This is a genomic window from Burkholderia sola (assembly GCF_905400185.1).
Taxonomy (GTDB): domain Bacteria; phylum Pseudomonadota; class Gammaproteobacteria; order Burkholderiales; family Burkholderiaceae; genus Burkholderia; species Burkholderia sola.
This window is the reverse complement of the sequence record NZ_FR989676.1, coordinates 313652-335825: the sequence shown is the minus strand read 5'-3', so window position 1 is coordinate 335825 and position 22174 is coordinate 313652. Positions and strand designations below refer to the sequence as shown.

The window sequence follows — 22174 nt, the reverse complement described above, 5'->3', positions numbered from 1 at the left end:
GAAAATCGCCTGCGAATCATTCCGGTGGGTGAGGGGCGGCCGAGCCGCAAAACGTGCGCGTCAATCCCGTGCACACCCGGATGCCCGCGGATTTTCGACCGGACGACAATGGCGGCTAGCGTATTCCGTTCAATGAAATCGTCGAGGAGAGCCGGCATGCAGGAACCCCATTCGACCGGAACGTCGCCGGCAGCCCGGACGCCGCGCCCGGACGAGGACGCCGTCGACCCGGCCGATGCGGCCGGCGCGCCGGGCACCGGCATGCTGCAGCGTGCGTTCGCGATCCTGCGCGCGCTGGCCGGCATGCAGCAGGACGGCGTGCGCGTCACGCATCTGGCGAAAGCCGTCGGCCTCACGCAGGGCACCGCGCACCGGATCCTGCAATCGTTGATCGCCGAAGGGATGGTCGAACAGGACGAGCAGTCGAAGCTGTACCGGCTGAGCGTCGACTTCTTCGCGCTCGCCGCGCTGGCCGGCAACCCGAGCAGCATGCGCACGCTGTGCCGGCCCGCGCTGCTGCGACTGTGCGCGAGCCTCGGCGAAACCATCTTCCTGCTCGTGAAGAGCGGCTTCGACGCCGTGTGTCTCGACCTGTGCGAAGGGCCGTTTCCGATCCGCTCGTTTACCGGCGACATCGGCGGGCGCATCGCGCTCGGTGTCGGGCAGGGCAGCCTCGCGATCCTCGCGTTCCTGCCCGAGGCCGAACGCGAGGAGGTGATCCGCTTCAACGTGCCGCGCATCCGCGGCTACGGCGTGCTCGACGAGGTGTATCTGCGCACCGAGATCGAACGCGTGCGGCAACTCGGCTACGCGGGCCGCAACAGCGGCGTGCTCGACGGGATGGCCGGCGTCGCGGTGCCGATCCTCGATCGCACCGGCTATCCGGTCGGCGCGCTGAGCGTCGGCACGCTCGCGTCGCGGCTCGGCGACGATCGGATGCCGATGGTCGTCGAACTGCTGCGGCGGCAGGCCGATGCGATCGGGCCGCGCACCAATCCGTTCGACGCCGCGTTGCGGCGGCCGATGCACGGGTTATCGGGGAAAACCATCTAGCGCGCGTCGCGCGTCGCGCGTCACGCGTCACGCGTTGCCGTTTCATCGGCTTAGTCGAGCAAACCATTCACGTCCGATCGACGCTCGCAGGGTCCAGCGGACCTGCGCGCTTTTGTTTTTTAGCGGCGTCGCTGCGCACCCTGAATGACGTTTTTCGAGGGTTATACGACCTTTGAGCCCTCTACCTCCCGCTCCATACTTCACGTGAACGATCGAGCCGGAACAAGCACGCAACCACCATCGCGTGTCGCGTATCCGGCCTGGTCACTCACCACATGAAAAGGAACGGAAGATGCGACTCAAGGGTAAATCGGCGCTGATCACGGGCGGCACCAGCGGCATCGGTCTGGCCACCGCGAAGCTGTTCATTGCAGAAGGCGCGCGCGTCGCCGTGACGGGGCGCGACGAGGCGGTATTCCAGCGCGTGAGGGCAGCGCTCGGCGAGCGTGCGGTCGTGCTCAAGGGCGACGTACGGTCGCTCGACGACATGCGCGCGATTGCCGCCGAGGTCGACGAGACGTTCGACGGCCTGGACGTCGTGTTCGCCAACGCGGGCTGGGCTTTCCCGTCCGCCGTCAACGACATCGACGACACGCTCTACAACGACATCATGGACGTCAACGTCAAGGGCGTGGTGGTCACGCTTCAAGCAGCGCTGCCGTACTTGCGCGAAGGTTCGTCGGTGGTCCTCAATACCTCGTTCGTCGATCAGACCGGCAAGCATGGCATCTCGTTGACCGCGGCGGCGAAGGCCGCCGTGCGATCGCTGGCCCGCAGCTGGTCGTACGAATTTCTCGACCGGAAAATCCGGTTCAACGCGATCGCGCCCGGCCCGATCGATACGCCGCTGCTCTCCAGGTGGGGCAAGCCCGACGAATGGGTGCGCGAGCGCAAGGCCGAATTCGCGGAAGCGAATCCGGCGGGCCGCATGGGCACGGCCGACGATATCGCGTACGCGGTGCTTTATCTCGCCAGCGACGAATCGTCGTACGTCGTCGGCACTGAACTGGTCGTCGATGGCGGTGCGTCGCAGCTTTAAGCCGGCGCGTCACGCTTCCCGAGCCCGGCACGCCATCCCGGCTCATCCCCATCCCGATTTCACGTCCGCCACGCCGTTCGCGGTGGCGGTTATTCGATCCGGCCCGGCGGGGTTGCACTCGCCCATGGGCCGAAGTGCAAGGAGCAATCATCTTGACCGACAGTAGCGATAACCATGTGTCCGCCGGACAACTCACGCGGGCAGGCCGTTCGCGCCGCGATGTCCTGAAGTTCGGCAGCGCCGCCACGCTCGGCGCCGTGCTGGGCGGCGGCGCGTTGCTCGGGCACGCGACGCCTGCGCCGGCGCAAACGAGCCGCGCAGGGCTGCTCGCGCCGAACGCGCCGCTCGACATCCTGATCGTCAACTACGACGGCGGCACGCTGCTCGACTTCGCGGGCCCCAGCGAGATTTTCCACCGGCTGCCGAATACGAACGTTCGCTACGCGAGCCTCGATGGCGGCAACGTGACGCTCGAATTCGGCGTCGTGTACGGCAAGACCGAACGGCTGGCCGATATCGACAAGACCGACGTGATCCTCGTGCCGGGCGGCTCCGATTTGTCGGCGCCGATGCGGCCGGCGTATCAGGCGCAGATCCGGCGTCTCGCGGAAAGCGCGAAACACGTGACGTCGGTGTGCAACGGCTCGCTCGTGCTCGCCGCGACGGGCGTGCTCAACGGCAAGCGCAGCGCGTGCCATTGGGCGTTCGTCAACAAGCTGGCCGAATACGGCGCGATTCCCGTTCCCGATCGCTTCGTCGAAGACGACAATGGCCGCTTCATGAGCGGCGGCGGCGTGACGGCGGGCATCGACTTCGCGCTGCGCGTGGCGTCGAAGCTGCGCGGCCGGCAGGCGGCCGAGTACACGCAGCTCGTCGTCGAATACGATCCCGACCCGCCGTTCCACTCCGGTCATCCGAGAGATGCACGACCCGAACTCGTCGCGTTGGTCGACAAGAAGCTGCCCGGCGCATCAAAGGGACTCGCACGCGTTCCCGGCGTCCGCTGACACGCTTGCCGGCGACGCGTGCAGCGTCGCCGCCTCTTCAATTCAAACCCGATTCGGAAATCATTCGATGCGACAGATTCATCTTTGTACGGCTGCGCTTGCAGCGTGCGTGTCCTTTTTTGCATTCACGGCGCCGGCTGTCGCCGGTGGCGCGCAACGCCTGCCCGAAGCGGCCATCAAGGCCGAAAACGCGCGATGGGCGGATGCCTTTGCGCGAGGCGACTACGACGCGATCGGCCGCCTCTATACCGACGACGGCACGCTCTTGCCGCCGGGGGGCGACAAAGTCACCGGGCGCCGCGCGATCACCGACTACTTCATCAACGGATATGCGGGATCGAAGCCCGGCACCGTATCGTTCAGCAACTATGAGTTCTACGGTAACGACCGGGTCGTGACGGAGGTATCGGATGCGGAGGTTCGCGATCACGACGGAAAGCTCAAGGTCCGCGCGAAGCAGACGCTCGTCTTCCTGAAGCAGGGCGGTACGTGGAAGCTGCATCGCGACATGTGGAACGCTTATCCGCCCGTCAAGGATTGACGACGGTTATCGACGTCCGGAGAAACGGCGCGTTGTGTACCCACGCGCCACTCACCCGTTGGCAAGACGTCAACCACGCGGCGCGCCGATCGGCAGGCGGTCGATCAGCGCGCTGCCTTCGACCTGCTCTCGCGTCGAACCGCTTGCGGCGGGTGTCCGAGCAGCTTGATGAAGGCTCGGCGCATCCGTTCCGGATCGGTGAAGCCGACCGCCAGCGCAATCTGCTCGATCGGTTCGCTGCCGCCCTGCAGGCGCAGCCTCGCGGCTTCGACGCGCAAGCGCTCGACGGCCCTCGCGGGTGTTTCACCGGTTTCCCGGCGAAAGGCGCGCCCGAACTGCCGCACACTCAAGCTCGCCGCATCGGCGAGCCGCTCGACCGGCAACGCCTCGGCAAGATGTTCGCGCGCGAAATTCAGCGCGATGCGGATGCGATCCGATTCCGGCTCCATCTGCGACATCGCGGAGAACTGCGACTGCCCGCCGGGCCGACGATACGGAACAACCAGCAGCCGCGAGACCTCGCGCGCAATCTCCGTGCTCATGTCGCGTTCGATCATGCCGAGCGCGAGATCGATGCCGGACGCGATGCCCGCCGACGTCCAGACGCGGCCGTCGACGACATAGATACTGTCGCCGTCGACCCGCGTGCGAGGGAAGCGCGACTGCAATTGCGCGGCGTAGCGCCAGTGCGTTGCCGCTCTCAACCCGTCGAGCGAGCCGGTTTCCGCAAGCAGAAATGCGCCCGTACACACGCTGGCGACGCGCGACGCCTTGGCGGCCAGTTTGCTGGCTGCGGCGATATTGTCCGATGTCTGCATCGGCGCGATATCGCCGCCGACGAACACGACGGTGTCGAACGCACGCCTTCCGACCGGCTTCGTGTCGATCGAAAGGCCGGTATTGCCGGGAATCGGGCCGCCGGACGGCGAGATGACGTGAAGATCGTAGGGCGTGTGGCCGGCGGCCGTGGCGACTTGATTGAAGGCCGACAATGGGCCGCCAAGATCGAGCGCATCATAGCCGCGGCAAACGAAGAATCCAATTCGATGCATGACGAAGCAATTGATCGATAACCCCGGAATGGCGGATTTTACCGGGGGCCCCTCGAAATGTGTCGTTTGACGCGAAACGAGGGAAAAACGTCGTTTACGCCGTCATCAATCAACTGTATTCGTTTGCGTCGCATCGATGCGATGCCGACAGAAAGCGACGCTCAGCGACGGTAGATGAACTCCAGATCGGTCGATTCGCCGACCTTGAAATCGTACGTACCGACACGCTTGAAGCCTGCCTTCTCGTAGAACGCGATGGCCTTCGCATTGCCCGACCACACGCCCAGCCATACCGGGCCGGGGCGCGTCGCGGCGAGATACGCGAGCGCGGTGTCGAACAACGCGCGTCCGGCGCCGGTGCCCTGCGTGCCGCGGCGCAGGTAGATCTGATGGATCTCGCCCGAACCGTCCGCGACTTCCGGGTGCGGCAGTTTGCACGGCCCCGCGTGCGCATACCCGACCAGCGTGCCGTCGTCGCCTTCCGCGACCCACGTGCGGCACCGCGGGTCGCCGAGCTGCCCGGTGATCGCGGCCACCGAGTAGGTACGGGCTTCGTACTCGGCCAGATCGTCCGGCGGGTAGTCGATGCCGAATCCGTCCTGCAGAAAGGTTTCGCGAAACGTATCGCGCTTCAATTCGGCAAGCGGGACGGCATCGGCCAGGGTCGCAACGCGGATCAACATTGAGCTTTTCTCGGTTCGGTGTCGGGCCGTCAGTTTATCGCGGGCGATGTCGGGCAGACGCGTCGTCACGTGCTAACCGGCGACCTTGCAGTCGGACGCGCGACGATCTCGTTCATGGGGAGATTCGCAGGTTGCGCGATCGCTTCCGGTTCGAGCGCGATGCTGCGCATGGTCGCGCAGTCGGCTTCACGATTCGGCGGGAAAGCGCCAATTTTGCAGCGCAGCGAAACGCGGCGACGCTTACCCCTGCCGCGCACGCGTAACCAGCCGAAACCGCCGGTGCGGCAATCATGCGGATGCCGATGGTTGACCGCCGTGGGACATGCTAGGATTTCCGTCAAACAACTCCGGAGACTGCGATGCCGTTCATCTGCGAAAACGTCGAATGTCGTGCCGTGCTGGCTCGCGGACAGGTCAGGCACCATCAGGAGGGGGCGGGCTGGTGCTTCTACTGCCCGGACTGCAACACCCGAAACGAGTTGATGAATGTCGGCACGGTCAGCGGCCCCGTCGAGCTGGTTCAGCCGGAGCGGGCCAGCCCACCGCACAGGGTCGTCGCGACGGCCCGACCGCTGGATGACGGCCGATACGCGGCGCAATTGAGCGTCCAGCGGGCGCTCGCCGTGAAAGGCACCTACGCGGCCGAAGAGCACTGGGATCAGCTCGGCGTATTCGGCGACGCGCAGGAAGCCGTCGCGCATGCGAAGTCTTTCGCGACGGATTTGCTGCAGCGCGTGGCATAGTCGGCAGTGTCCGTGAACGAACAAGGGGCGTCGCGCATTCGTGCGCGACGCCCCTTTGCGATTTCCGCGCGCGTTTGTCAGTGGTCGACATCGAACGAGAAGGATGGCTTCCCGATCCGCTGAGACGTGCCGCTCTGAATCCGGCGTGCGAGAAAGCCGCGTAAGGTCACGCAGCCGGCGCCTGCACCGCGCGTGCCTGTTCGCGGGCCGCGACGAGTTCCCGGATCCGCGCACGGTCGGCCGGCGTGACCGGCGTGAAGATCACGAGGCTCAGGTCCGGGCTGCCGGTGACCGAGAACGCCGAGTATTCAAGCGCGATCCGGCCGGCTTGCGGATGGCGAATCTCCTTCGTGCCTTCGTCGTGCGTACGGATATCGTGGTCGCGCCACATCGCATCGAATTCGGCGCTCGTCGCGCGCATCTCGTCGACGAACGCCTGCACGCTCTGCGTCGCGCCGCTGCGCGCGACGTCCGCACGAAACGCGCCGACCGCGAACCGCGCGACGCGCTCCCAGTTAGGCTGCGCGTAACGGACACCCGCGTCGACGAAGATCAGCCGCAGGATGTTGCGCGCGGCCGGCGGCAGCGTCGCATAGTCGGTGAGCGTCGCGGCCGCCGCGTCATTCCACGCGGCGACGTCCCACGTCGCCGTGCGGACGATCGCGGGGCTCGCGTCGAGCGAATCGAGCACGTGCTGCAGGCGCGGCGTCACGCTGGCCGGCGCGTGATAGCGCACTTCGGGCGGATGGCCGACGCCGAGCAGGAACAGGTGTTCGCGTTCGGCGTCGTTGAGCATCAGCGCGCGGGCGAGCCGGTCGAGCACGTCGGCCGACGGTGCGCCGCCGCGGCCCTGTTCGAGCCACGTGTACCACGCGGCGCTCACGTGCGCGCGCTGCGCGACTTCCTCGCGCCGCAGGCCCGGCGTGCGGCGGCGCGTGGCCGGCAGCCCGAGCGCGGCCGGGTCGAGCTTCTCGCGGCGGTCCCGCAGGTACGCGCCGAGCAGGTTGTCGGAGGCGTCAGCCATATCCTGTTAGTTCGTTTACCAGTAAACCGTCACGGCTTCACCGCGAGCGGCCATCGACCGATAGTAAGCCTCCATTTCATCCGGAGGTGCTGAACATGCGTGTCTTTGTTACGGGAGCGTCGGGATTCGTCGGCTCGGCCGTCGTCGCCGAACTCGTGGCCGCCGGGCACTCGGTGCTCGGGCTCGCGCGGTCCGATGCGGCCGCGGCAGCGGTTGCCGCAGCCGGCGCGGACGTCCATCGCGGGTCGCTGGAAGATCTCGACAGCCTGACGCGCGGCGCCGAAGCCGCCGACGCGGTGATCCACACGGGATTCAATCACGATTTCTCGCGCTTCGCGCAGAACTGCGAACTCGACCGCCGTGCGATCGACACGATCGGTGCTGTGCTCGCCGGCTCGGCGCGGCCGCTGGTCGTCACGTCGGGCCTCGCGCTCGTGGCGCCCGGTCGCGCGGCGACCGAGGACGATCCGCACGTGCCGGTGTCGGCCCACTATCCGCGTGCGTCCGAAGCGACCGCGGTCGCGCTCGAAGCGCGCGGCGTGCATGCGTCGGTCGTGCGCCTGCCGCCGTCCGTGCACGGCGACGGCGATCACGGCTTCGTGCCGCGCCTGATTGCGTTCGCGAGGGAGAAGGGCGCATCGGCGTTCGTCGGCGACGGCGCGAACCGCTGGCCGGCCGTGCACCGGCTCGACGCGGCGCGCGTGTACCGGCTCGCGATCGAACGCGGCACGGCCGGCGCGCGCTATCACGCGGTCGACGATACGGGCGTGCCGTTCCGCGAGATCGCCGACGTGATCGGCCGGCGGCTGAACGTGCCGGTCGTCGCGAAGTCGGTGGCGGAGGCCGGCGAGCACTTCGGCTGGTTCGCGATGTTTGCGGGGATGGATGCGCCCGCAACCAGCGAGCGCACGCGAGCATCGCTCGACTGGGCGCCGACGCAGCCGCGGCTGCTGGCCGATATCGACCGGCCGCGGTATTTCGAAAGCTGACGGACGGCGCGCGGCGCGCAGCATGCGCGGCTCGGGCCGCGACGAACCCCATTCACGTCGCGGCCGCCCGCCTGCCGTGCGTCACTCGACCGGATGCAGGTCCTGCAGCAGCGTCGGCAGCAGCTCCGACACGGTCGGATGGATATGCATCGCACGGCTGATCGTCGTGTACGGCGCGCCGGCGGCCATCACGTCGAGAATCCCGTGCACGACCTCGTCGCCGGTCACACCCAGGATCGACGCGCCGAGAATCGCGTGGTTGTCCGCGTCGACGATTACCTTCATGAAGCCCTGGCTCTCGCCTTTCTCGACCGCCCGGCCGACGCGCGTCATCGGGCGCGTGCCGACCAGCAGCCGGCGGCCCGTCTGCTTCGCTTCCGCGAGCGTCATGCCGACGCGGCCGAGCGGCGGATCGATGTACATCGCATAGGCCATGATGCGGTCGGACACCTTGCGCGGATCGTCGTCGAGCAGGTTCGCCGCGACGATCTCGTAGTCGTTGTACGCGGTGTGCGTGAACGCGCCGCGCCCGTTGCAGTCGCCGAGCGCCCAGACGCCGGGCACGTTCGTGCGCAACTGCTCGTCGACGGTGATGTAGCCGCGCGCGTCGGTGTCGATGCCCGCGCGGTCGAGCCCCAGATCGTCGGTGTTCGGCACGCGCCCGACCGCGAGCAGCAGGTGCGAGCCCGCGACCTCGCGGCCGCCGCCCGCGCAGTCGAGGCCGACGACGATGCCGTCGCCGTCGCGGCGCGCGCTCAGGCAGTTCGCGTCGAGCTGCACGTCGATCCCTTCCTTTTCGAGGATCTCGCGCACGGCCTGCGACACGTCTTCGTCCTCGCGGCGAATCAGGCGCGAACCCTTCTCGACGATCGTGACCTTCGAGCCGAAGCGGCGGTACATCTGGCCGAATTCGAGCCCGACGTAGCTGCCGCCGACGATCACGAGATGGTCGGGCAGGAAGTCGACGTCCATCATCGTCGAGTTGGTCAGGTACGGCACCGAGTCGAGGCCCGGCATCGCGGGCACCTGCGCGCGTCCGCCGACGTTGATGAAGATGCGTTCGGCTTCGAGCACGTCATCGCCCACGCGCACCGCGTTCGCGCGTTCGAAGCGGGCATGACCCTGAAAGACGGTCGCGTGGTCGAGGCCGCGCACCCATTGCTCGACGCCGTGGTTCGAGCGGCCCGAGATCTGGTCCTTGCGCGCCTTCACCGCTTTCATGTCGACGGTGACGGGGCCGCCGACCGACACGCCGTATTCGCTGGCGCGCCGTGCGAGCTGCGCGGCGTACGCGCTCGCGATCAGCGTCTTGGTCGGGATGCAGCCGGTGTTCACGCAGGTGCCGCCGAAGCGACCGCGCTCGACGATCGCGACTTTCATGCCGGCGCCGGCGAGCCGTGCGGCGAGCGGCGGCCCGGCCTGGCCGGTGCCGATGACGATCGCATCGAAGTGTTGCGTCATGACGTCCTCCTGTGCGGGGGCAACGAGGAAAGGGGCAGGCGCAAGCCGCATGCCGTGCCGGCGGTCGCGCGGGCGACGAGCGCCTATGGTAGACCTGTTGGCCGGGGGCCGCGAGCGGCGGGTGGGCGACGCGGCGCGTCGCATTGAAAAACGGCACCGCCGCGTGCGGCGGCTAGTCCTTGTGTTTCCACTGCCCGAACGACACCGGCCGGTGCGCGTCGGCGCGCGTGACGGTGACGTGGTCGGGCTTGTCGTCGAGCGGAAACGATTCGGTGACGATCTGGCTCGAAAACAGCCAGCCGTGCGTGCGCGGGTCGTAGCGGAACGTGATGTAGTCGGTCCAGTGCTGGCCGCACGCGACGAAGTTCTGCACGGTGAAATAGCGGCCTTTCACCGACAAGCCATTGTCGGCCGCGTCTTCAGGATCGAAAGGGTCGCACTGGCCGCCTTCGTTCGCGCGCAGTACGACCTGGTCGTTGCGGGCGGCGAGCCGGTAGGTGTGGTCGGCCTGTTCCTCGTAGATCAGCAGCGGGCGCGGCGACGGCTGCTCGCGCGTATCGATCGCGCGATGCACGACGACGAGAAAGCTGTGCCGCCCGTTGTCGAGATCGGGGCCGGCGTGCGCGATCAGCGGTTGGTAGCCGGCCGGCAGTTGCGCGGCGATCGACTTCGGCAGGGTGTCGGCGTGGACGCCGAACGAGAGGGCGGCGAGTAGCGGTAGCAGCAGGGCGGAAAGGCGAAGAGCGCGCATGGCGGGCGGTTTGATCGAAAGGATGAAGGGGATGAGCCGCGCGGCGTTACAGATTGCGCCCGGGAAACTCGGCGCCAGACGCCGGATTTCGGCGCGCATCGTCCTGGAATTCGACGCTGGCGGTCGGGCCCACGACGTACTCGCGAAAGATCGCTTCGACGGCGGCGGCACCGTCGGGATAGCGGGCGACGCGGATCTCGATCATGGGGCGGCGCGGGATGACGGGAAAGAGGGCCAGCATAGCAGCGCACCGCCGCTTTCGGCCAGGCGCGAAGCGTGCCAGAATCGACGGCTCGACCGTCGGAAACGACACGCAGGCGCCGGCGCAGCGGCGTCGCTGACCAAGGAGACTTCGATGACCGCATCGGCTGCCGTACTCGCCATCCTGGCTGCGCTGTTCCTCGGCGCGATGATTCCGGGCCCGAGCTTCGTGCTGGTGGCGCGCAATTCGATCGGGCTGTCGCGTCGCGACGGGCTGGCCACCGCGCTCGGCATGGGCATCGGCGGCATCGTGTTCGGCGGCGTCGCGCTGGCCGGGCTCTACACGCTCCTGCAGGCCGTCGAATGGCTGTATGTGGGCCTCAAGGTCGCGGGCGGCATGTACCTGATCTACATGGCGTCGAAGATCTGGCGCGGCGCCGACCGGCCGATCGCGATGGACGATCCGCAGGCAATGGCGGGCGGCAGCGCGCGCAAGTCGTTCTGGACCGGCCTCACGACCCAGCTCAGCAACCCGAAGACGGCGATCTGGTACGGCAGCATCTTCGCGGCGCTGCTCCCGCAGCATCCGCCGCTGTGGTGCTACCTCGTGCTGCCGCCGCTCGTGTTCGCGGTCGAATTCGGCTGGTACACGCTCGTCGCGCTGTGCTTCTCGACGCGCCGGCCGCGCGAACTCTACCTGCGCGCGAAGAAATGGGTCGATCGCATCGCGGCCGGCGCGATCACGCTGCTCGGGCTGCGGCTGATCCTGAATGCGCCGAAAGCGGGGATCTGAGCGCTTCTTTATCGGCACGTGGCGGCGACCGGCCATGGCCGTCGTCGGGAAGCGGCGGGAATCGGCCGGCCCGCTCGGGCCGCTCGCCCCAGCGCGCGTCGGCATCCCGAATTCCAAGATTACCGATTCATCGTTAGGCCATGGTCACGCGTGGCTTGCGGAACGCCCGCACCCGTCGCGGCGGCTCGGCCCGTTCATCATTCGTGCCGGGCTGGCACGCCACACACAACGCATGACTTCCCGATGGCGCGGCCGCTCGCCGGCCGCCGCCGACCGTGTTTCTCGCCCCTCACCGCCGCCCGCCGAGCCTTGCCCCGCGGGCGTTCCCGTGTGTCGCCCAGCACGCCGAACCGCGCCGCTTCCCCGATTCTGGCGGTCGAGCGCCCGACGACGTGTAAACTGCTGCCTTTTTTGACGGTTTGCAGCATGGTGCAAGCATCTCCGCGCCCGGCGTTGAGCGGTCCGACGCTCGTCCGGCTGCTCGCGCGCCTGGCCGATGCCGACGTCGCGGAATCCCGGCAGACGCTGTCCGACCGGCTGAGCCAGTGGCTCGGCTGGACCGACGCGATCACGCTGTCGTCCGCGCTGAATGCGAGCCCGCCGGGCGTCGCGGCCGGCGTGCGCGGCTACGACGCCGAGCGCGACTGCGCGCGCGTGCGCCACGACCTCGCGCAGGCGATCACGGCCACCAACCGGCTGCGGGCGCGGCGCCGGCCCGGCGACTTGCCGCCGCCGGCCGCCGACACGGCCGATTTCGCGGACTTTCGCCAACGGTATCTGACCCTGCAGCAGGACATGGAAACGGCGATCGGCCAATTGCGCGGCCGCCTGCGGGTCGCGCTCGCCGCGCGCTCGTCCGGAATGGCGCGGCTCGCGACGCTCGACACGATCATGGAGCGCGTGCTCGGCGCGCGCGAGCGCAGCCTGCTGTCGGCCGTGCCCGCGCTGCTCGGCACGCGCTTCGCGCGGCTGCGCGACGCGGAGCGGCAGGCGCTGGCCGAGGCTGACGCCGTGGCCGCGGCCCCCGCTGCGCCCGACGCTGCGCCCGACGCCGCCGACGCGTCCGCTCCGGCCGATGAAGGCGCGGTGGCCGACACCCCGACCGTCGCGGCGATCGTGCCCGGCGCATGGCTCGATACGTTTCGCGACGAGATGCAAAGCATCCTGCTTGCCGAACTCGAAGTCCGGTTTCAAACGGTAGACGGGCTGCTCGCGGCCCTTCGCACCTGCTAATCAACACGCTATGTCCAGAATTCGCCTTGATCTCGTTGTCTTCGTCGCCGGTCTGCTCGCAGTGGGCTGGATCGGTGCCGGCTATGTCGCGTCGAACCCGCCGGCGGCGGCCGTCACGCTGCTGATCGGCGCGTGCTACGTCGCCGGCGCATGGGAGCTGCTGCGCTTCCGGCAGGCGACCGCCACGCTGTCGCGCGCGGTCGCCGGCCTGACCGAGCCGCCGGCGAAGCTCGACACGTGGCTCGACACGCTGCATCCGGGCCTGCGCGGCGCGGTGCGCACACGGGTCGAAGGCGCGCGCGTCGCGCTGCCGGGGCCGGCGCTCACGCCTTACCTCGTCGGCCTGCTGGTGCTGCTCGGCATGCTCGGCACGCTGCTCGGGATGGTCGTCACGCTGAAGGGCACGGGCGCCGCGCTCGAAAGCGCGACCGATCTCGATGCGATCCGCGCGTCGCTGATCGCGCCGGTGAAGGGGCTCGGGTTTGCATTCGGCACGTCGATCGCCGGCGTCGCGACGTCCGCGATGCTCGGGCTGTTGTCCGCGCTCGTGCGCCGCGAACGAATCGACGCGGCCCAGCAGCTCGACGCGAAGATCGCGACGACGCTGCGCGTGCATTCGTCCGCACATCAGCGCGACGAATCGTTCCGGCTGCTGCAGCGCCAGGCCGACGTGATGCCGGCGCTGGTCGACCGGTTGCAGACGATGATGACGACGCTCGAGGCGCGCAGCGTCGCGTTGCACGATCGTCAGCTCGAAAGCCAGCAGGCGTTTTTCGACCGGACCGAGCGTGCCTATGCGGGCTTGGCGTCGAACGTCGGCGACGCGCTGAGGGAAAGCGCCGCCGAAAGCGCGCGGGTGGCCGGCGCCGCGTTGCAGCCGGTCGTCGCCGCGACGATGACGGGGCTCGCGCAGGAGATGGCCGCGCTGCGCGATACCGTGACGGGCGCGGTGCAGCGTCAGCTCGACGGGCTGACCGAAGGCTTCGAGAAGACCACCGGCCACGTGACGGCTGTCTGGAACCGTGCGATCGACGAACAACGTCAGGCGGGCAACGCCGTCGCGCAGCAGTTGCAGACGACGCTCGGCCAGTTCACCGACACGTTCGCGCAGCGTTCGTCGGATCTGCTCGACGGCGTCGCGATGCGTCTCGAATCGACCGAAGGCCGCCTGTCGGACGCATGGCGCGACGCGCTGGCGCGCCAGGAGCAGGTCGGCGAGACGCTGGCCGGCCAGCATGCGCGCGCGCTGGGTGAGGCCGCCGCGACGTTCGAACGCCATTCGGCCGCGACGCTCGCCGCGATGCACGAGTCGCATGCCGGCTTGCAATCGCAACTGGCCGCACGCGACGAAGAACGTCTGTCCGCGTGGAACGATTCGCTGGCTGCGATGGCCGCGAAGCTCGGCGAAGAATGGCAGCGTGCGGGCGTGCATAGCGCGGGCCGTCAACAGGAAATCTGCGACGCGCTTGCGCAAACGACGCGTGACCTTACTGCACAGGCTTCGACGTTCGAGCAACGCTCGACCGACCTGCTGTCGACGATCCGCGAGTCGCACACCGGTCTGCAATCGCAACTGGCCGCACGTGACGAAGAACGTCTGTCGGCATGGAACGATTCGCTCGCCGCGATGGCCGCGAAGCTCGGCGAAGAATGGCAGCGCGCAGGCGTGCACAGTGCCGGCCGTCAGCAGGAAATCTGCGACGCGCTCGCGCAAACGACGCGCGATCTCGCCGCACAAGCGTCGACGTTCGAACAACGCTCGAACGATTTGCTGTCGACGATTCGCGATTCGCATACGGGCCTGCAATCGCAACTGGCTGCACGCGACGAAGAACGTCTGTCGGCATGGAGCGATTCGCTCGCCGCGATGGCCGCGAAGCTCGGCGAAGAATGGCAGCGCGCAGGCGTGCACAGTGCCGGCCGTCAGCAGGAAATCTGCGACGCGCTCGCGCAAACGACGCGCGATCTCGCCGCACAGGCGTCGACGTTCGAACAACGCTCGAACGATTTGCTGTCGACGATTCGCGATTCGCATACGGGCCTGCAATCGCAACTGGCTGCACGCGACGAAGAACGTCTGTCGGCATGGAACGATTCGCTCACCGCGATGGCCGCCGCGCTGCGCGACGAATGGGCGCAGACGAGCGCGCAAGCCGCCGCGCGCCAGCAGGACATCTGCGACACGCTGACCCGCACCGCGAACGCCATCACCGCGCAGGCGCAGGTGCATGCGAGCGACACGATCAACGAAATCTCGCGCCTCGTGCAGGCCGCGTCGGAAGCGCCGAAGGCCGCGGCCGACGTCGTCGCCGAGCTGCGCCAGCGCCTGTCCGACAGCATGGTGCGCGACACCGCGATGCTCGACGAACGCAGCCGCCTGCTCGCGACGCTCGAAACGCTGCTCGGCGCGGTCAACCACGCGTCGACCGAACAACGCACCGCGATCGACGCGCTCGTCAGCACGTCGGCCGATCTGCTCGACCGCGTCGGCGCGCGCTTCAACGACACCGTCGACGCCGAAACCCGCAAGCTCGATTCGGTGGCCGCGCAGGTCACGGCGGGCGCCGTCGAAGTGGCGAGCCTCGGCGATGCGTTCGGGATGGCGGTGCAGGTGTTCGGCGAATCGAACGACAAGCTGCTGACGCATCTGCAGCGCATCGAGGCCGCGCTGGAGAAATCGCTCGCGCGCAGCGACGAACAGCTCGAGTACTACGTCGCGCAGGCGCGTGAGGTGATCGACCTGAGCGTGATGTCGCAGAAGCAGATCGTCGAAGACCTGCAGCAGCTCGCCGGCCGGCGAGCGCCCGTCGGAGCGTAACGCATGCACGACGAAATCGACGGCGGCGCGCAATCGGCGCCGGTGTGGCCCGCGTTCGCCGACCTGATGTCGGTGTTGCTCGGCGCGTTCGTGCTGATCCTCGTCGGCGTGATCGGCATGCAGCTCCAGCTCACGTCGAAGCTCGAGGAAGCGGTGCGCGCGCGCCAGCTCGAGGCGCAGCAGCGCAAGTCGCTCGAACAGGCGCTCGCCGGGCCGCTCGCGGCCGGCCGCGTGACCCTCGTGAACGGGCGCATCGGCATCAGCGGCAACGTGCTGTTCGCACTGAACTCCGACCAGTTGCAGCCCGCGGGCCGCGACCTGCTGAAGACGCTGGCGGTACCGCTCGCCACCTACCTGAAGACGCGCGACGAGATCCTGATGATCAGCGGCTTCGCGGACGACCAGCAGGTGCACGCCGGCAACCGCCTGTTCGCGGACAATTGGGAACTGTCGGCCAAGCGCGCGTTGACGGTCACGCGCGCGATGATCGATGCCGGCGTGCCGGCCTCGTCGGTGTTTGCGGCCGCGTTCGGTTCCGAACAGCCGGTCAGCTCGAATGCGGACGATGAAGGCCGCGCGAAGAACCGCCGCGTGGAGATCGCGCCGGTGCCGCGCAAGTCGGCGTCGAACGGAGGAAAGGCCAAGTGATGGGCGAAGCGACGCACGCGCGCGCGACGCTCGACGCATGGCGCGAGCAGGGCGCAGACCGGCTCGATCCGGTGCGCTTTCACCGGATCGACGCGCTCGAGAAGCGCGCGGCCGTGCTCGATGGCCACGCGCGTGCGTTGCTCGATGCGCGACTTGCAACGCTGATCGAAGGGTTTGCGGAGATCGTCGCGCGCGCCGGTGAAGCCGAAGCCACGTGTGAGGCGTCGGCAGGTGCGCCGGCGCGTGGCGCGCTTGCCGCGCTCGTCGCAGGGCTCGGCCGCGATGCGCAGGCCGACCGGCGCGGGCTCGATCCCGAACTGGTCGACTACTTCCGCGCGATGTGGTCGAAGGTCCGCACTGAGCAGCAGTATCGCCAGTCGCTCGACCAGGTGCCGCGCAACGCGGGGCCGCTCAATTCGAACAGCCTCGTGCACCGGTCGCTCGCGACGATGCGCGAGCTGTCGCCCGAATACCTGCAGCAGTTCCTGTCGTACGTCGATGCGCTCGCCTGGCTCGAGGATCTCGCGGGCGGCGGCGCGCAGCCCGAGAAGGAAGCGCCGCGCGCGAAGGCGGCCAAACCGGCGAGAAAGACGACGCGCGCGAAGGCGCGATAACGCCACGGCGCACGCGTTCAGCGTGTGGATCGCTTATTGGTCGGCAGTCGGGTCGTCGATCGCCGTGCGCAGCGCGTGCAATGCTTCGACGAGTGCCGACGCGAACGGCGGATGTGCGGCGATGCCCGCCGCGTCGAGCTGGCTGCCGAGGATCGGCAGCGCGATCGATGCGGGCTCGACGATGCGCGCCGACATCACCGACAGCGTTTCGCGCAGCGCCGCGTCCGCATGCGTCGCGCGCGGCGACGCGTTCAATACCGCGACCGGCTTGTCCACGACGGCCTCGCATCCCACGACCCAGTCCAGCGCGTTTTTCATCACGCCCGTCACACCGTGCGCGTATTCGGGGCTCGCGATCAGGATGCCGTCGGCCGCGTTCAGGCGGTCGATCAGATCGCGCACCGCGACGGGCGTCGGGTATTCGGCATCGGGATTGAACAGCGGGAATTCGCCGAGACGATCGAAGCGCGTGATGCGCATGCCGTGCGGTGCGACGCGCGCGGCTGCGTCGAGCAATGCGGCGTTGTACGACTGCGCGCGCAGGCTGCCGCATAGCGCGACGATGTCGATGCGGCGCTGGGAAGCGGTTCGGGTTTCGTTGGCCATCGCGGAACGTGGGTAGGTGGCTCGCGCGGCGGCGGCGCGCGGCTCCGGCGAATTATCGCATCGGTGCGTGAGCCACATGAGTCACGTGAGCCGCGTGGCTGACGCTCCGCACGGGATGTCGTTCGTGTTCGCTGCGCCGCACATTCGCGTTCGCATATTCGGCGGCATCGACGCCGGTCATCCCGACCGCACGCGCGAATTCTCCGATTCCCCACCCATTCCCGAGCAACAGCCGCCGCGTATGCAGTGCACCGTGCACGTCGTCGGCGACGGTTTCGCCGAGATAACGCAGCGCGCGACCTTCGACATCGACGAAGCCATGCGCGTAATCCCGCGCGAGCGCCGTCCACAACTGCGCGGCGCCGACCGACTGGCGCGCGCCGCTGATCAGACACAGGCCCGCGTCGAGCCCCCATCGATACAGCGTCGTCGCAAGGCCCTTGCGTTGGGCAGACCCGCGCAGCCGCGTATGCGGCGCGCGCAGGTAGCGGTCGGCGCGGCGCGGGAGTTCGGGAAGCCGGTTGAACACGGTATAGCCGGCGAGCTGGCGGGCCGCCGGATCCTCGACGTAAAGGAAGTATTCGCCGTCCGCTTCGCGGTGGCGGACGACCAGGCCCGAGCGGCCGAGCGCGACGGCCGGCAGTCCGTACAGGCGATGGCGCGGCTGATGCAGGCGGTCATAAAGGGTGTCGAGTTCGTCGTCGATGTCGTGTTGGGAATGCTGTACGTCGATACGCATGGCAAAAGGCGCCCGTCTCGGGCGCATCGAGAAAGGGGTTCATGACAATGGGGAAATAGAAATGGAAGCGGCCCCCGGGCTCGGCGAAGCGAGCCGGGGCCGCGAATCAGCTGGGAATGTGCTGGAAACCGGCGGCGATCGCGGCGAGGCCCGCGATGCAGAGTGCGAACAGGATCAGGACTTTGTGGATCACGCCTCTTTCCTCTTGAATGCGCGGCGCCGACGGGCGGCGTCGCGGAGACGGTGAGCGGCGGGCACGGCCCGCACGGCCGTCGTGCGGGACGACGGTCGGCGTCCGGGCGGCAGGCGCACGCGGACGGTCAGCACCATACGCGACGGGCAACGAGCGGGCAATCGGACTGGCGGAGAAAAGCGATGAAACGCGACGAATCGCGGTGTTTCGCGACAATTGGCCGCATGGGGCGCGTTGAAACGTCCGGAGATCCACGCGAAAGCGCATCGTCAACCGGCAGCGCGCGTACGTGCAAACGTGTCGTTGCGGGGGCGAACGCCGCGACAGGTCGACATCCGCGCGGGGACAGGAGCGGCGTGGACGACCGCCCCGGTTGACGCGTCAGACCGCCAGCCGCCCGCCGAACGCGCGCCGGATTCGCGCGAACAACCCGTGTTGCGCGATCCACTCCGCATACGCGCGATAGTCGGGATCGCGCATCAGGTGACGCTCTTCCGTCTTCGCGCGCGTGTAGTAGATCAGGTTGACCGCGACGAGCCCCGCGCAGTGCATGAGCCCGATCTGCCAGCCGAGCGGTTCGACGAACGGCACCGACACCATCCAGTACGACAGGTTCTTCGTGATGTACGCCGGATGCTTCGTGAAGCGGTACGGGCCCGACGTGATGATCCCGCGGTTGGTGAGGTTCGAGAACCGCAGCCCGAACGAGATCGTGCACAGCGCGTAGGTCAGCAGCAGCAGGATGATCGTCGTGCCCCAGATCACGCGCAGCGTCGGCGCCGACAGCAGCCAGTTGTCCCAGAACAGCGAGCCTTCGTAGCGGATGTAGTTGTTCGAGATCAGCGACCAGAACGGCTGGTAGCAGATCAGCGCGGCGACCCAGCCGAGCGTCGTCGGCTCGACGGTGCGCACGTGGCTGTCGAGGATGCGGAACGTGCACAGGTAGCCGACGGTGCCGAACATCAGGTCCATCGTGAACGACAGGTCGTACATGAACACGAAGGTCGCGATCGTCATCGGCGCATGCATCGCGTTCGCGAGCGACGCGCTCAGGTGATCGGCATCCTTCGACAGGTAGACGGTCATCAGCGGCAGGAAGAACGCCTTCACGCCCCAGCCGGCCAGCATCTCGCGCACCGGCTTCCAGCTCGCGGGCCGCGCGCGGCGGAACAGGAAGCGGCCCCACAGCAGATACGCGTCGTCGGTCTCGCGCTGGTGGCGGTCCATCCACGCGAAGTAGAACGGCGCGGCGACGATCACGTACGGCGCGAGCGAGCGCAGCAGCGACCAGAACGGCAGGTAGAACGCGCCGTGGTATTCGGGCAGCAGCCAGTAGATCGCGCCGATACCTGCGTAGATCGACGTCAGCGCGCCGAGCCGCGTCGCCACGCGCGCGATGCCGAGCGGCCGGACGGCCTGCCGCGACAGCCCCGCGCTCGGGCGCAGGTAGACGCGCGAGATGAAGAGTTCGTGCAGCGCGATCGTGCCGATGATCGCGAGGCTCGCGATGACCGCGCGCGTGGCCGCGTCGAGAGCCGGGTGGTCGCGCGTGACCCACAGCGCGAAGAGTCCGGCCGCGATGCCGAGCAGGCCGGCGCGCAACGGCGTGGCGGAACGGGGTGGGCGGTCCGGGGCAGCGACGATGCCGTCGAGCGTGGAGTTCATGATCGGATCCTCGTAGGGATGAGGGCCGGCGCCCCCGCTTGGCGGGTGACGCCGGCCGTCGGCCGGGCTGTTTATGGATGCGCGCCCGGCCATTGGCCTGTCGTTCTGATACGTGTTGCGTTGACGCTTACTTCTTGGTGACGCCGCCCAGCAGACCGCCGAGCAGGTTCGTCACCGGCGACAGCAGGTTGCCGGTGCCGCTTGCGGTGCCGCCGCTCGTGCCGCCGGTCAGGCCGGTCACCACGGAGCCGCTGCCGCCCGGCGTCGTCACGGTGCCCGTTGCGCCGCCAGGGCTGACCGTGCCGATGGCGCCGGCCGAGCCGGCCGGCGTGCCCAGCGCACCCGTGAGCGTGCCGACCGGGCCGCTCGTCAGCACGCCGCCGAGCGTGCCGGACAGGTTGCCGCCCGGCGTCGTGACGGTGCCGGTGAGGCTCGCGCCGAGCGGCGTCAGCGAGTTGACGAGGTTGGTGACCGGCGCGAGCAGGCCGCCGACGCCTGCGCCGCTTGTCCCACTCGTCCCGCTGGTGCCGCCGGTGCCGCTCGAGCCGATGCTGCCGAGCGCACCCGTCACCGTGCCGAGCAGGCCGGTGATCGGCGCGAGGGGGCCGCCGCTGGTACCGCTCGTGCCGCCTGAGCCGCTCGAGCTGCCGCCGCCGCCGAGTGCGCCCGTCAGCGAACCGAGCACGCCCGTGATCGGCGCGAGCGGATTGGTGCCGCTGCTGGAGCTGCCGCTGGACAGCAGGCCGCCGGCCGATGTCACCGTGTTGCCGAGCTGGGACACGCTGCTGCCGGCGCTCGTGCCGACCGGATTGCCGGTTGCGCCGCCGACCTGCGAACCGGCGAGGCCGAGGCCGCTGCCGAGCGTGCTCAGCAAGCCGCTGAGCGGGGCGCCGAGCAGGGTCGCGTTGCCGAGCGTCTGCGTGACGCCCGGCGTCGTGACGCCGCCGGTCAGCGTGTTCGTGATCGGGTTGATCACGCTGCCGAGCTGCGTCTCGAGTTGCTGCACCGGCGCGCTGTTCAGCGCCGTATTCAGCGCCGATGCGGTCGAGTTGACCGCGGTGCCGACCGTGTTGACGAGACTGCCGACGAGGGTCGTCGCCGGCGCGAGCGGCGACAGCGGACCGGTGCCGAGGCTCGTCACGGCATTGCCGAGGCTGTTGACCGCGCCGCCGGCGCCGGTCAGCAGGCCGGTGGTCGACGTGAGCGTCGGCCCGAGCGGGTTCGGCGACACGCCGATCGAACCGAGGCCGGCCGCGACGCCGTTGCCGAGCGATTGCACGCCGTTGCCGAGGCTGCTGACCGCGTTGCCGACGCTGTTGACCGTCGTCGCGTTCGTGCCGGGAATCTGCACGCCGCCGATCTGACTACCACCGTTCACGACCGTCGTGCCGAGCGCCGTCACGAGGTTGCCGGATTGCTGAAGGACATTGCCGAGGGGGGTGACGCTGGTGCCGGAGGTGCCCGAAGTGCCGGAAGTGCCGGAGGTGCCCGAAGTGCCGGAAGTGCCGGAGGTGCCCGAAGTGCCGGAAGTGCCCGACGTGCCGGAAGTGCCCGAGGTACCGGAAGTGCCCGAGGTGCCCGAGGTGCCCGAGGTGCCCGACGTGCCCGAGGTACCGGAAGTGCCCGAGGTGCCCGAGGTGCCCGACGTGCCGGAGGTGCCGGAAGTACCCGAGGTGCCAGAGGTACCCGACGTACCGGAAGTACCCGACGTGCCAGAAGTACCCGAGGTGCCGGAAGTACCCGACGTACCGGAGGTGCCCGAGGTGCCGGAGGTGCCGGAAGTACCCGAGGTGCCAGAGGTACCCGACGTACCGGAAGTACCTGACGTGCCAGAAGTACCCGAGGTGCCGGAAGTACCCGACGTACCGGAGGTGCCCGAGGTGCCAGAAGTACCCGAGGTGCCGGAAGTACCCGACGTACCGGAGGTGCCCGAGGTGCCGGAAGTACCCGACGTACCGGAAGTACCCGACGACCCCGAACTACCGCCGCCCGACGTCCCCGACGAACCGCCGCCCGACGTCCCGGAAGTCCCCGACGTGCCGCTTGTCCCGGACGTGCTCGGCTTGATGGTCGGCGTCGTCGGCCCATCGACCGAGCCGCAGCCGTACAGTGCGAGCAGTGACGAGACGGCCATCGTTACCGTCGTCTTCTTGATGAGAATGTGCATGTTGGCCTCGACATTGGAAGTGTGTCCCAGCCTTCACTGCAAATTCCGCGCCACGGCGTGTTTCGCGAAACGGTGTCGCGATTTGTTGCGGGAATCGGGGCTATCGATGCGATTTAAACGGAGGAATGGCGGTTTCGCGCGACAGGCGCGCGTG

Annotated in this window: 23 protein-coding genes; 13 read left to right on the top strand and 10 right to left on the bottom strand. The window is 68.5% G+C overall.

Features of this window, described 5'->3' with window-relative positions; translation table 11 throughout:
- Positions 1-156: 156 nt before the first annotated feature.
- The 4 genes from KR541_RS17960 (at position 157) to KR541_RS17945 (ending at position 3640) form a co-directional block, all read left to right on the top strand.
- On the top strand, positions 157-1053 hold the full coding sequence (locus KR541_RS17960) for an IclR family transcriptional regulator (RefSeq protein ID WP_050014441.1): 897 nt from the start codon (positions 157-159) through the stop codon (positions 1051-1053).
- A 292-nt stretch (positions 1054-1345) separates the two neighbouring features.
- Positions 1346-2092, top strand: a complete 747-nt coding sequence (locus tag KR541_RS17955) for an SDR family oxidoreductase (protein ID WP_050014443.1) — start codon at positions 1346-1348, stop codon at positions 2090-2092.
- Between the two features lie 152 nt (positions 2093-2244).
- Positions 2245-3099 (top strand): DJ-1/PfpI family protein, encoded by an 855-nt coding sequence (locus KR541_RS17950; RefSeq protein ID WP_050014444.1) that lies wholly within the window; start codon positions 2245-2247, stop codon positions 3097-3099.
- A 67-nt stretch (positions 3100-3166) separates the two neighbouring features.
- Positions 3167-3640 (top strand): YybH family protein, encoded by a 474-nt coding sequence (locus tag KR541_RS17945; protein WP_050014445.1) that lies wholly within the window; start codon positions 3167-3169, stop codon positions 3638-3640.
- Positions 3641-3744: 104 nt separating this feature from the next.
- Here the strand turns inward: KR541_RS17945 and KR541_RS17940 are convergent, their stop codons facing one another.
- Positions 3745-4632: a GlxA family transcriptional regulator gene (locus KR541_RS17940; RefSeq protein WP_235356238.1), complete on the bottom strand. Its 888-nt coding sequence runs from the start codon at positions 4630-4632 to the stop codon at positions 3745-3747.
- Between KR541_RS17940 and KR541_RS36725 the strand changes: the two genes are divergently transcribed.
- Entirely contained in the window at positions 4576-4713 is a 138-nt protein-coding gene (locus KR541_RS36725) for a hypothetical protein (protein ID WP_235356241.1), read from the top strand. The genes KR541_RS17940 and KR541_RS36725 overlap by 57 nt on opposite strands.
- Before the next feature lie 140 nt (positions 4714-4853).
- Here the strand turns inward: KR541_RS36725 and KR541_RS17935 are convergent, their stop codons facing one another.
- The gene (locus KR541_RS17935; protein WP_050014447.1) at positions 4854-5375 is read right to left on the bottom strand and encodes a GNAT family N-acetyltransferase; all 522 of its coding nucleotides are present in this window, start codon (positions 5373-5375) and stop codon (positions 4854-4856) included.
- Positions 5376-5734: 359 nt separating this feature from the next.
- On the opposite strand from KR541_RS17935, the gene KR541_RS17930 reads away from it, so the two are divergent.
- Positions 5735-6118 (top strand): hypothetical protein, encoded by a 384-nt coding sequence (locus KR541_RS17930; RefSeq protein ID WP_050014449.1) that lies wholly within the window; start codon positions 5735-5737, stop codon positions 6116-6118.
- A 166-nt stretch (positions 6119-6284) separates the two neighbouring features.
- Here KR541_RS17930 and KR541_RS17925 read toward each other — a convergent pair whose 3' ends face one another.
- Positions 6285-7142, bottom strand: a complete 858-nt coding sequence (locus tag KR541_RS17925; RefSeq protein WP_050014450.1) for a helix-turn-helix transcriptional regulator — start codon at positions 7140-7142, stop codon at positions 6285-6287.
- 95 nt (positions 7143-7237) lie between these two features.
- Between KR541_RS17925 and KR541_RS17920 the strand changes: the two genes are divergently transcribed.
- The gene (locus KR541_RS17920; protein WP_050014515.1) at positions 7238-8131 is read left to right on the top strand and encodes an SDR family oxidoreductase; all 894 of its coding nucleotides are present in this window, start codon (positions 7238-7240) and stop codon (positions 8129-8131) included.
- Positions 8132-8212: 81 nt separating this feature from the next.
- On the opposite strand, the gene KR541_RS17915 is transcribed toward KR541_RS17920, so the two are convergent.
- From KR541_RS17915 to KR541_RS36720, 3 genes are all read right to left on the bottom strand, one after another.
- Positions 8213-9592 carry an FAD-containing oxidoreductase gene (locus KR541_RS17915; RefSeq protein WP_050014451.1) on the bottom strand — a complete coding sequence of 460 codons (1380 nt, stop codon included), beginning with the start codon at positions 9590-9592 and terminating at the stop codon, positions 8213-8215.
- A gap of 172 nt (positions 9593-9764) precedes the next feature.
- Positions 9765-10343: a hypothetical protein gene (locus tag KR541_RS17910; RefSeq protein WP_050014452.1), complete on the bottom strand. Its 579-nt coding sequence runs from the start codon at positions 10341-10343 to the stop codon at positions 9765-9767.
- Between the two features lie 46 nt (positions 10344-10389).
- Positions 10390-10584 (bottom strand): hypothetical protein, encoded by a 195-nt coding sequence (locus tag KR541_RS36720; protein ID WP_235356239.1) that lies wholly within the window; start codon positions 10582-10584, stop codon positions 10390-10392.
- A 114-nt stretch (positions 10585-10698) separates the two neighbouring features.
- On the opposite strand from KR541_RS36720, the gene KR541_RS17900 reads away from it, so the two are divergent.
- The 5 genes from KR541_RS17900 (at position 10699) to KR541_RS17880 (ending at position 16650) form a co-directional block, all read left to right on the top strand.
- A complete protein-coding gene (locus tag KR541_RS17900) occupies positions 10699-11337 on the top strand; it encodes a LysE family translocator (protein WP_050014453.1) in 639 nt (212 codons plus the stop codon).
- Between the two features lie 426 nt (positions 11338-11763).
- Positions 11764-12570, top strand: a complete 807-nt coding sequence (locus KR541_RS17895) for a DUF3348 domain-containing protein (protein WP_213345773.1) — start codon at positions 11764-11766, stop codon at positions 12568-12570.
- 10 nt (positions 12571-12580) lie between these two features.
- Positions 12581-15388: a DUF802 domain-containing protein gene (locus KR541_RS17890; RefSeq protein WP_216090260.1), complete on the top strand. Its 2808-nt coding sequence runs from the start codon at positions 12581-12583 to the stop codon at positions 15386-15388.
- Between the two features lie 3 nt (positions 15389-15391).
- Positions 15392-16036, top strand: coding sequence for an OmpA family protein (locus KR541_RS17885; protein ID WP_050014458.1), 645 nt, complete (start codon positions 15392-15394; stop codon positions 16034-16036).
- Entirely contained in the window at positions 16033-16650 is a 618-nt protein-coding gene (locus tag KR541_RS17880) for a DUF2894 domain-containing protein (RefSeq protein WP_216089691.1), read from the top strand. Before KR541_RS17885 ends, KR541_RS17880 begins: the two co-directional genes overlap by 4 nt.
- A gap of 33 nt (positions 16651-16683) precedes the next feature.
- Here KR541_RS17880 and KR541_RS17875 read toward each other — a convergent pair whose 3' ends face one another.
- Both KR541_RS17875 and KR541_RS17870 read right to left on the bottom strand, forming a co-directional pair.
- Positions 16684-17256: an NADPH-dependent FMN reductase gene (locus tag KR541_RS17875; protein ID WP_050014460.1), complete on the bottom strand. Its 573-nt coding sequence runs from the start codon at positions 17254-17256 to the stop codon at positions 16684-16686.
- Positions 17257-17308: 52 nt separating this feature from the next.
- Positions 17309-17995: a histone acetyltransferase gene (locus KR541_RS17870; RefSeq protein WP_216089690.1), complete on the bottom strand. Its 687-nt coding sequence runs from the start codon at positions 17993-17995 to the stop codon at positions 17309-17311.
- On the opposite strand from KR541_RS17870, the gene KR541_RS17865 reads away from it, so the two are divergent.
- Positions 17994-18242, top strand: coding sequence for a hypothetical protein (locus tag KR541_RS17865; protein ID WP_185641121.1), 249 nt, complete (start codon positions 17994-17996; stop codon positions 18240-18242). The genes KR541_RS17870 and KR541_RS17865 overlap by 2 nt on opposite strands.
- Positions 18243-18569: 327 nt before the next feature.
- Here the strand turns inward: KR541_RS17865 and KR541_RS17860 are convergent, their stop codons facing one another.
- Positions 18570-19853, bottom strand: a complete 1284-nt coding sequence (locus KR541_RS17860; RefSeq protein ID WP_050014463.1) for an isoprenylcysteine carboxylmethyltransferase family protein — start codon at positions 19851-19853, stop codon at positions 18570-18572.
- A 127-nt stretch (positions 19854-19980) separates the two neighbouring features.
- Positions 19981-22020, bottom strand: a complete 2040-nt coding sequence (locus tag KR541_RS36715) for a collagen-like triple helix repeat-containing protein (protein ID WP_252996664.1) — start codon at positions 22018-22020, stop codon at positions 19981-19983.
- Between the last annotated feature and the right edge of the window lie 154 nt (positions 22021-22174).

What these genes read in the sequence shown, in the direction of transcription:
- KR541_RS17960 (WP_050014441.1), top strand. Translation starts at nt 157, where the DNA reads ATGCAGGAACCCCATTCGACCGGAACGTCGCCGGCAGCCCGGACGCCG.
- KR541_RS17955 (WP_050014443.1), top strand. Translation starts at nt 1,346, where the DNA reads ATGCGACTCAAGGGTAAATCGGCGCTGATCACGGGCGGCACCAGCGGC.
- KR541_RS17945 (WP_050014445.1), top strand. Translation starts at nt 3,167, where the DNA reads ATGCGACAGATTCATCTTTGTACGGCTGCGCTTGCAGCGTGCGTGTCC.
- KR541_RS17935 (WP_050014447.1), bottom strand. Translation starts at nt 5,375, where the DNA reads ATGTTGATCCGCGTTGCGACCCTGGCCGATGCCGTCCCGCTTGCCGAA.
- KR541_RS17930 (WP_050014449.1), top strand. Translation starts at nt 5,735, where the DNA reads ATGCCGTTCATCTGCGAAAACGTCGAATGTCGTGCCGTGCTGGCTCGC.
- KR541_RS17925 (WP_050014450.1), bottom strand. Translation starts at nt 7,142, where the DNA reads ATGGCTGACGCCTCCGACAACCTGCTCGGCGCGTACCTGCGGGACCGC.
- KR541_RS17920 (WP_050014515.1), top strand. Translation starts at nt 7,238, where the DNA reads ATGCGTGTCTTTGTTACGGGAGCGTCGGGATTCGTCGGCTCGGCCGTC.
- KR541_RS17915 (WP_050014451.1), bottom strand. Translation starts at nt 9,592, where the DNA reads ATGACGCAACACTTCGATGCGATCGTCATCGGCACCGGCCAGGCCGGG.
- KR541_RS17910 (WP_050014452.1), bottom strand. Translation starts at nt 10,343, where the DNA reads ATGCGCGCTCTTCGCCTTTCCGCCCTGCTGCTACCGCTACTCGCCGCC.
- KR541_RS36720 (WP_235356239.1), bottom strand. Translation starts at nt 10,584, where the DNA reads ATGCTGGCCCTCTTTCCCGTCATCCCGCGCCGCCCCATGATCGAGATC.
- KR541_RS17900 (WP_050014453.1), top strand. Translation starts at nt 10,699, where the DNA reads ATGACCGCATCGGCTGCCGTACTCGCCATCCTGGCTGCGCTGTTCCTC.
- KR541_RS17895 (WP_213345773.1), top strand. Translation starts at nt 11,764, where the DNA reads ATGGTGCAAGCATCTCCGCGCCCGGCGTTGAGCGGTCCGACGCTCGTC.
- KR541_RS17890 (WP_216090260.1), top strand. Translation starts at nt 12,581, where the DNA reads ATGTCCAGAATTCGCCTTGATCTCGTTGTCTTCGTCGCCGGTCTGCTC.
- KR541_RS17885 (WP_050014458.1), top strand. Translation starts at nt 15,392, where the DNA reads ATGCACGACGAAATCGACGGCGGCGCGCAATCGGCGCCGGTGTGGCCC.
- KR541_RS17875 (WP_050014460.1), bottom strand. Translation starts at nt 17,256, where the DNA reads ATGGCCAACGAAACCCGAACCGCTTCCCAGCGCCGCATCGACATCGTC.
- KR541_RS17865 (WP_185641121.1), top strand. Translation starts at nt 17,994, where the DNA reads ATGGCAAAAGGCGCCCGTCTCGGGCGCATCGAGAAAGGGGTTCATGAC.
- KR541_RS17870 (WP_216089690.1), bottom strand. Translation starts at nt 17,995, where the DNA reads ATGCGTATCGACGTACAGCATTCCCAACACGACATCGACGACGAACTC.
- KR541_RS17860 (WP_050014463.1), bottom strand. Translation starts at nt 19,853, where the DNA reads ATGAACTCCACGCTCGACGGCATCGTCGCTGCCCCGGACCGCCCACCC.
- KR541_RS36715 (WP_252996664.1), bottom strand. Translation starts at nt 22,020, where the DNA reads ATGCACATTCTCATCAAGAAGACGACGGTAACGATGGCCGTCTCGTCA.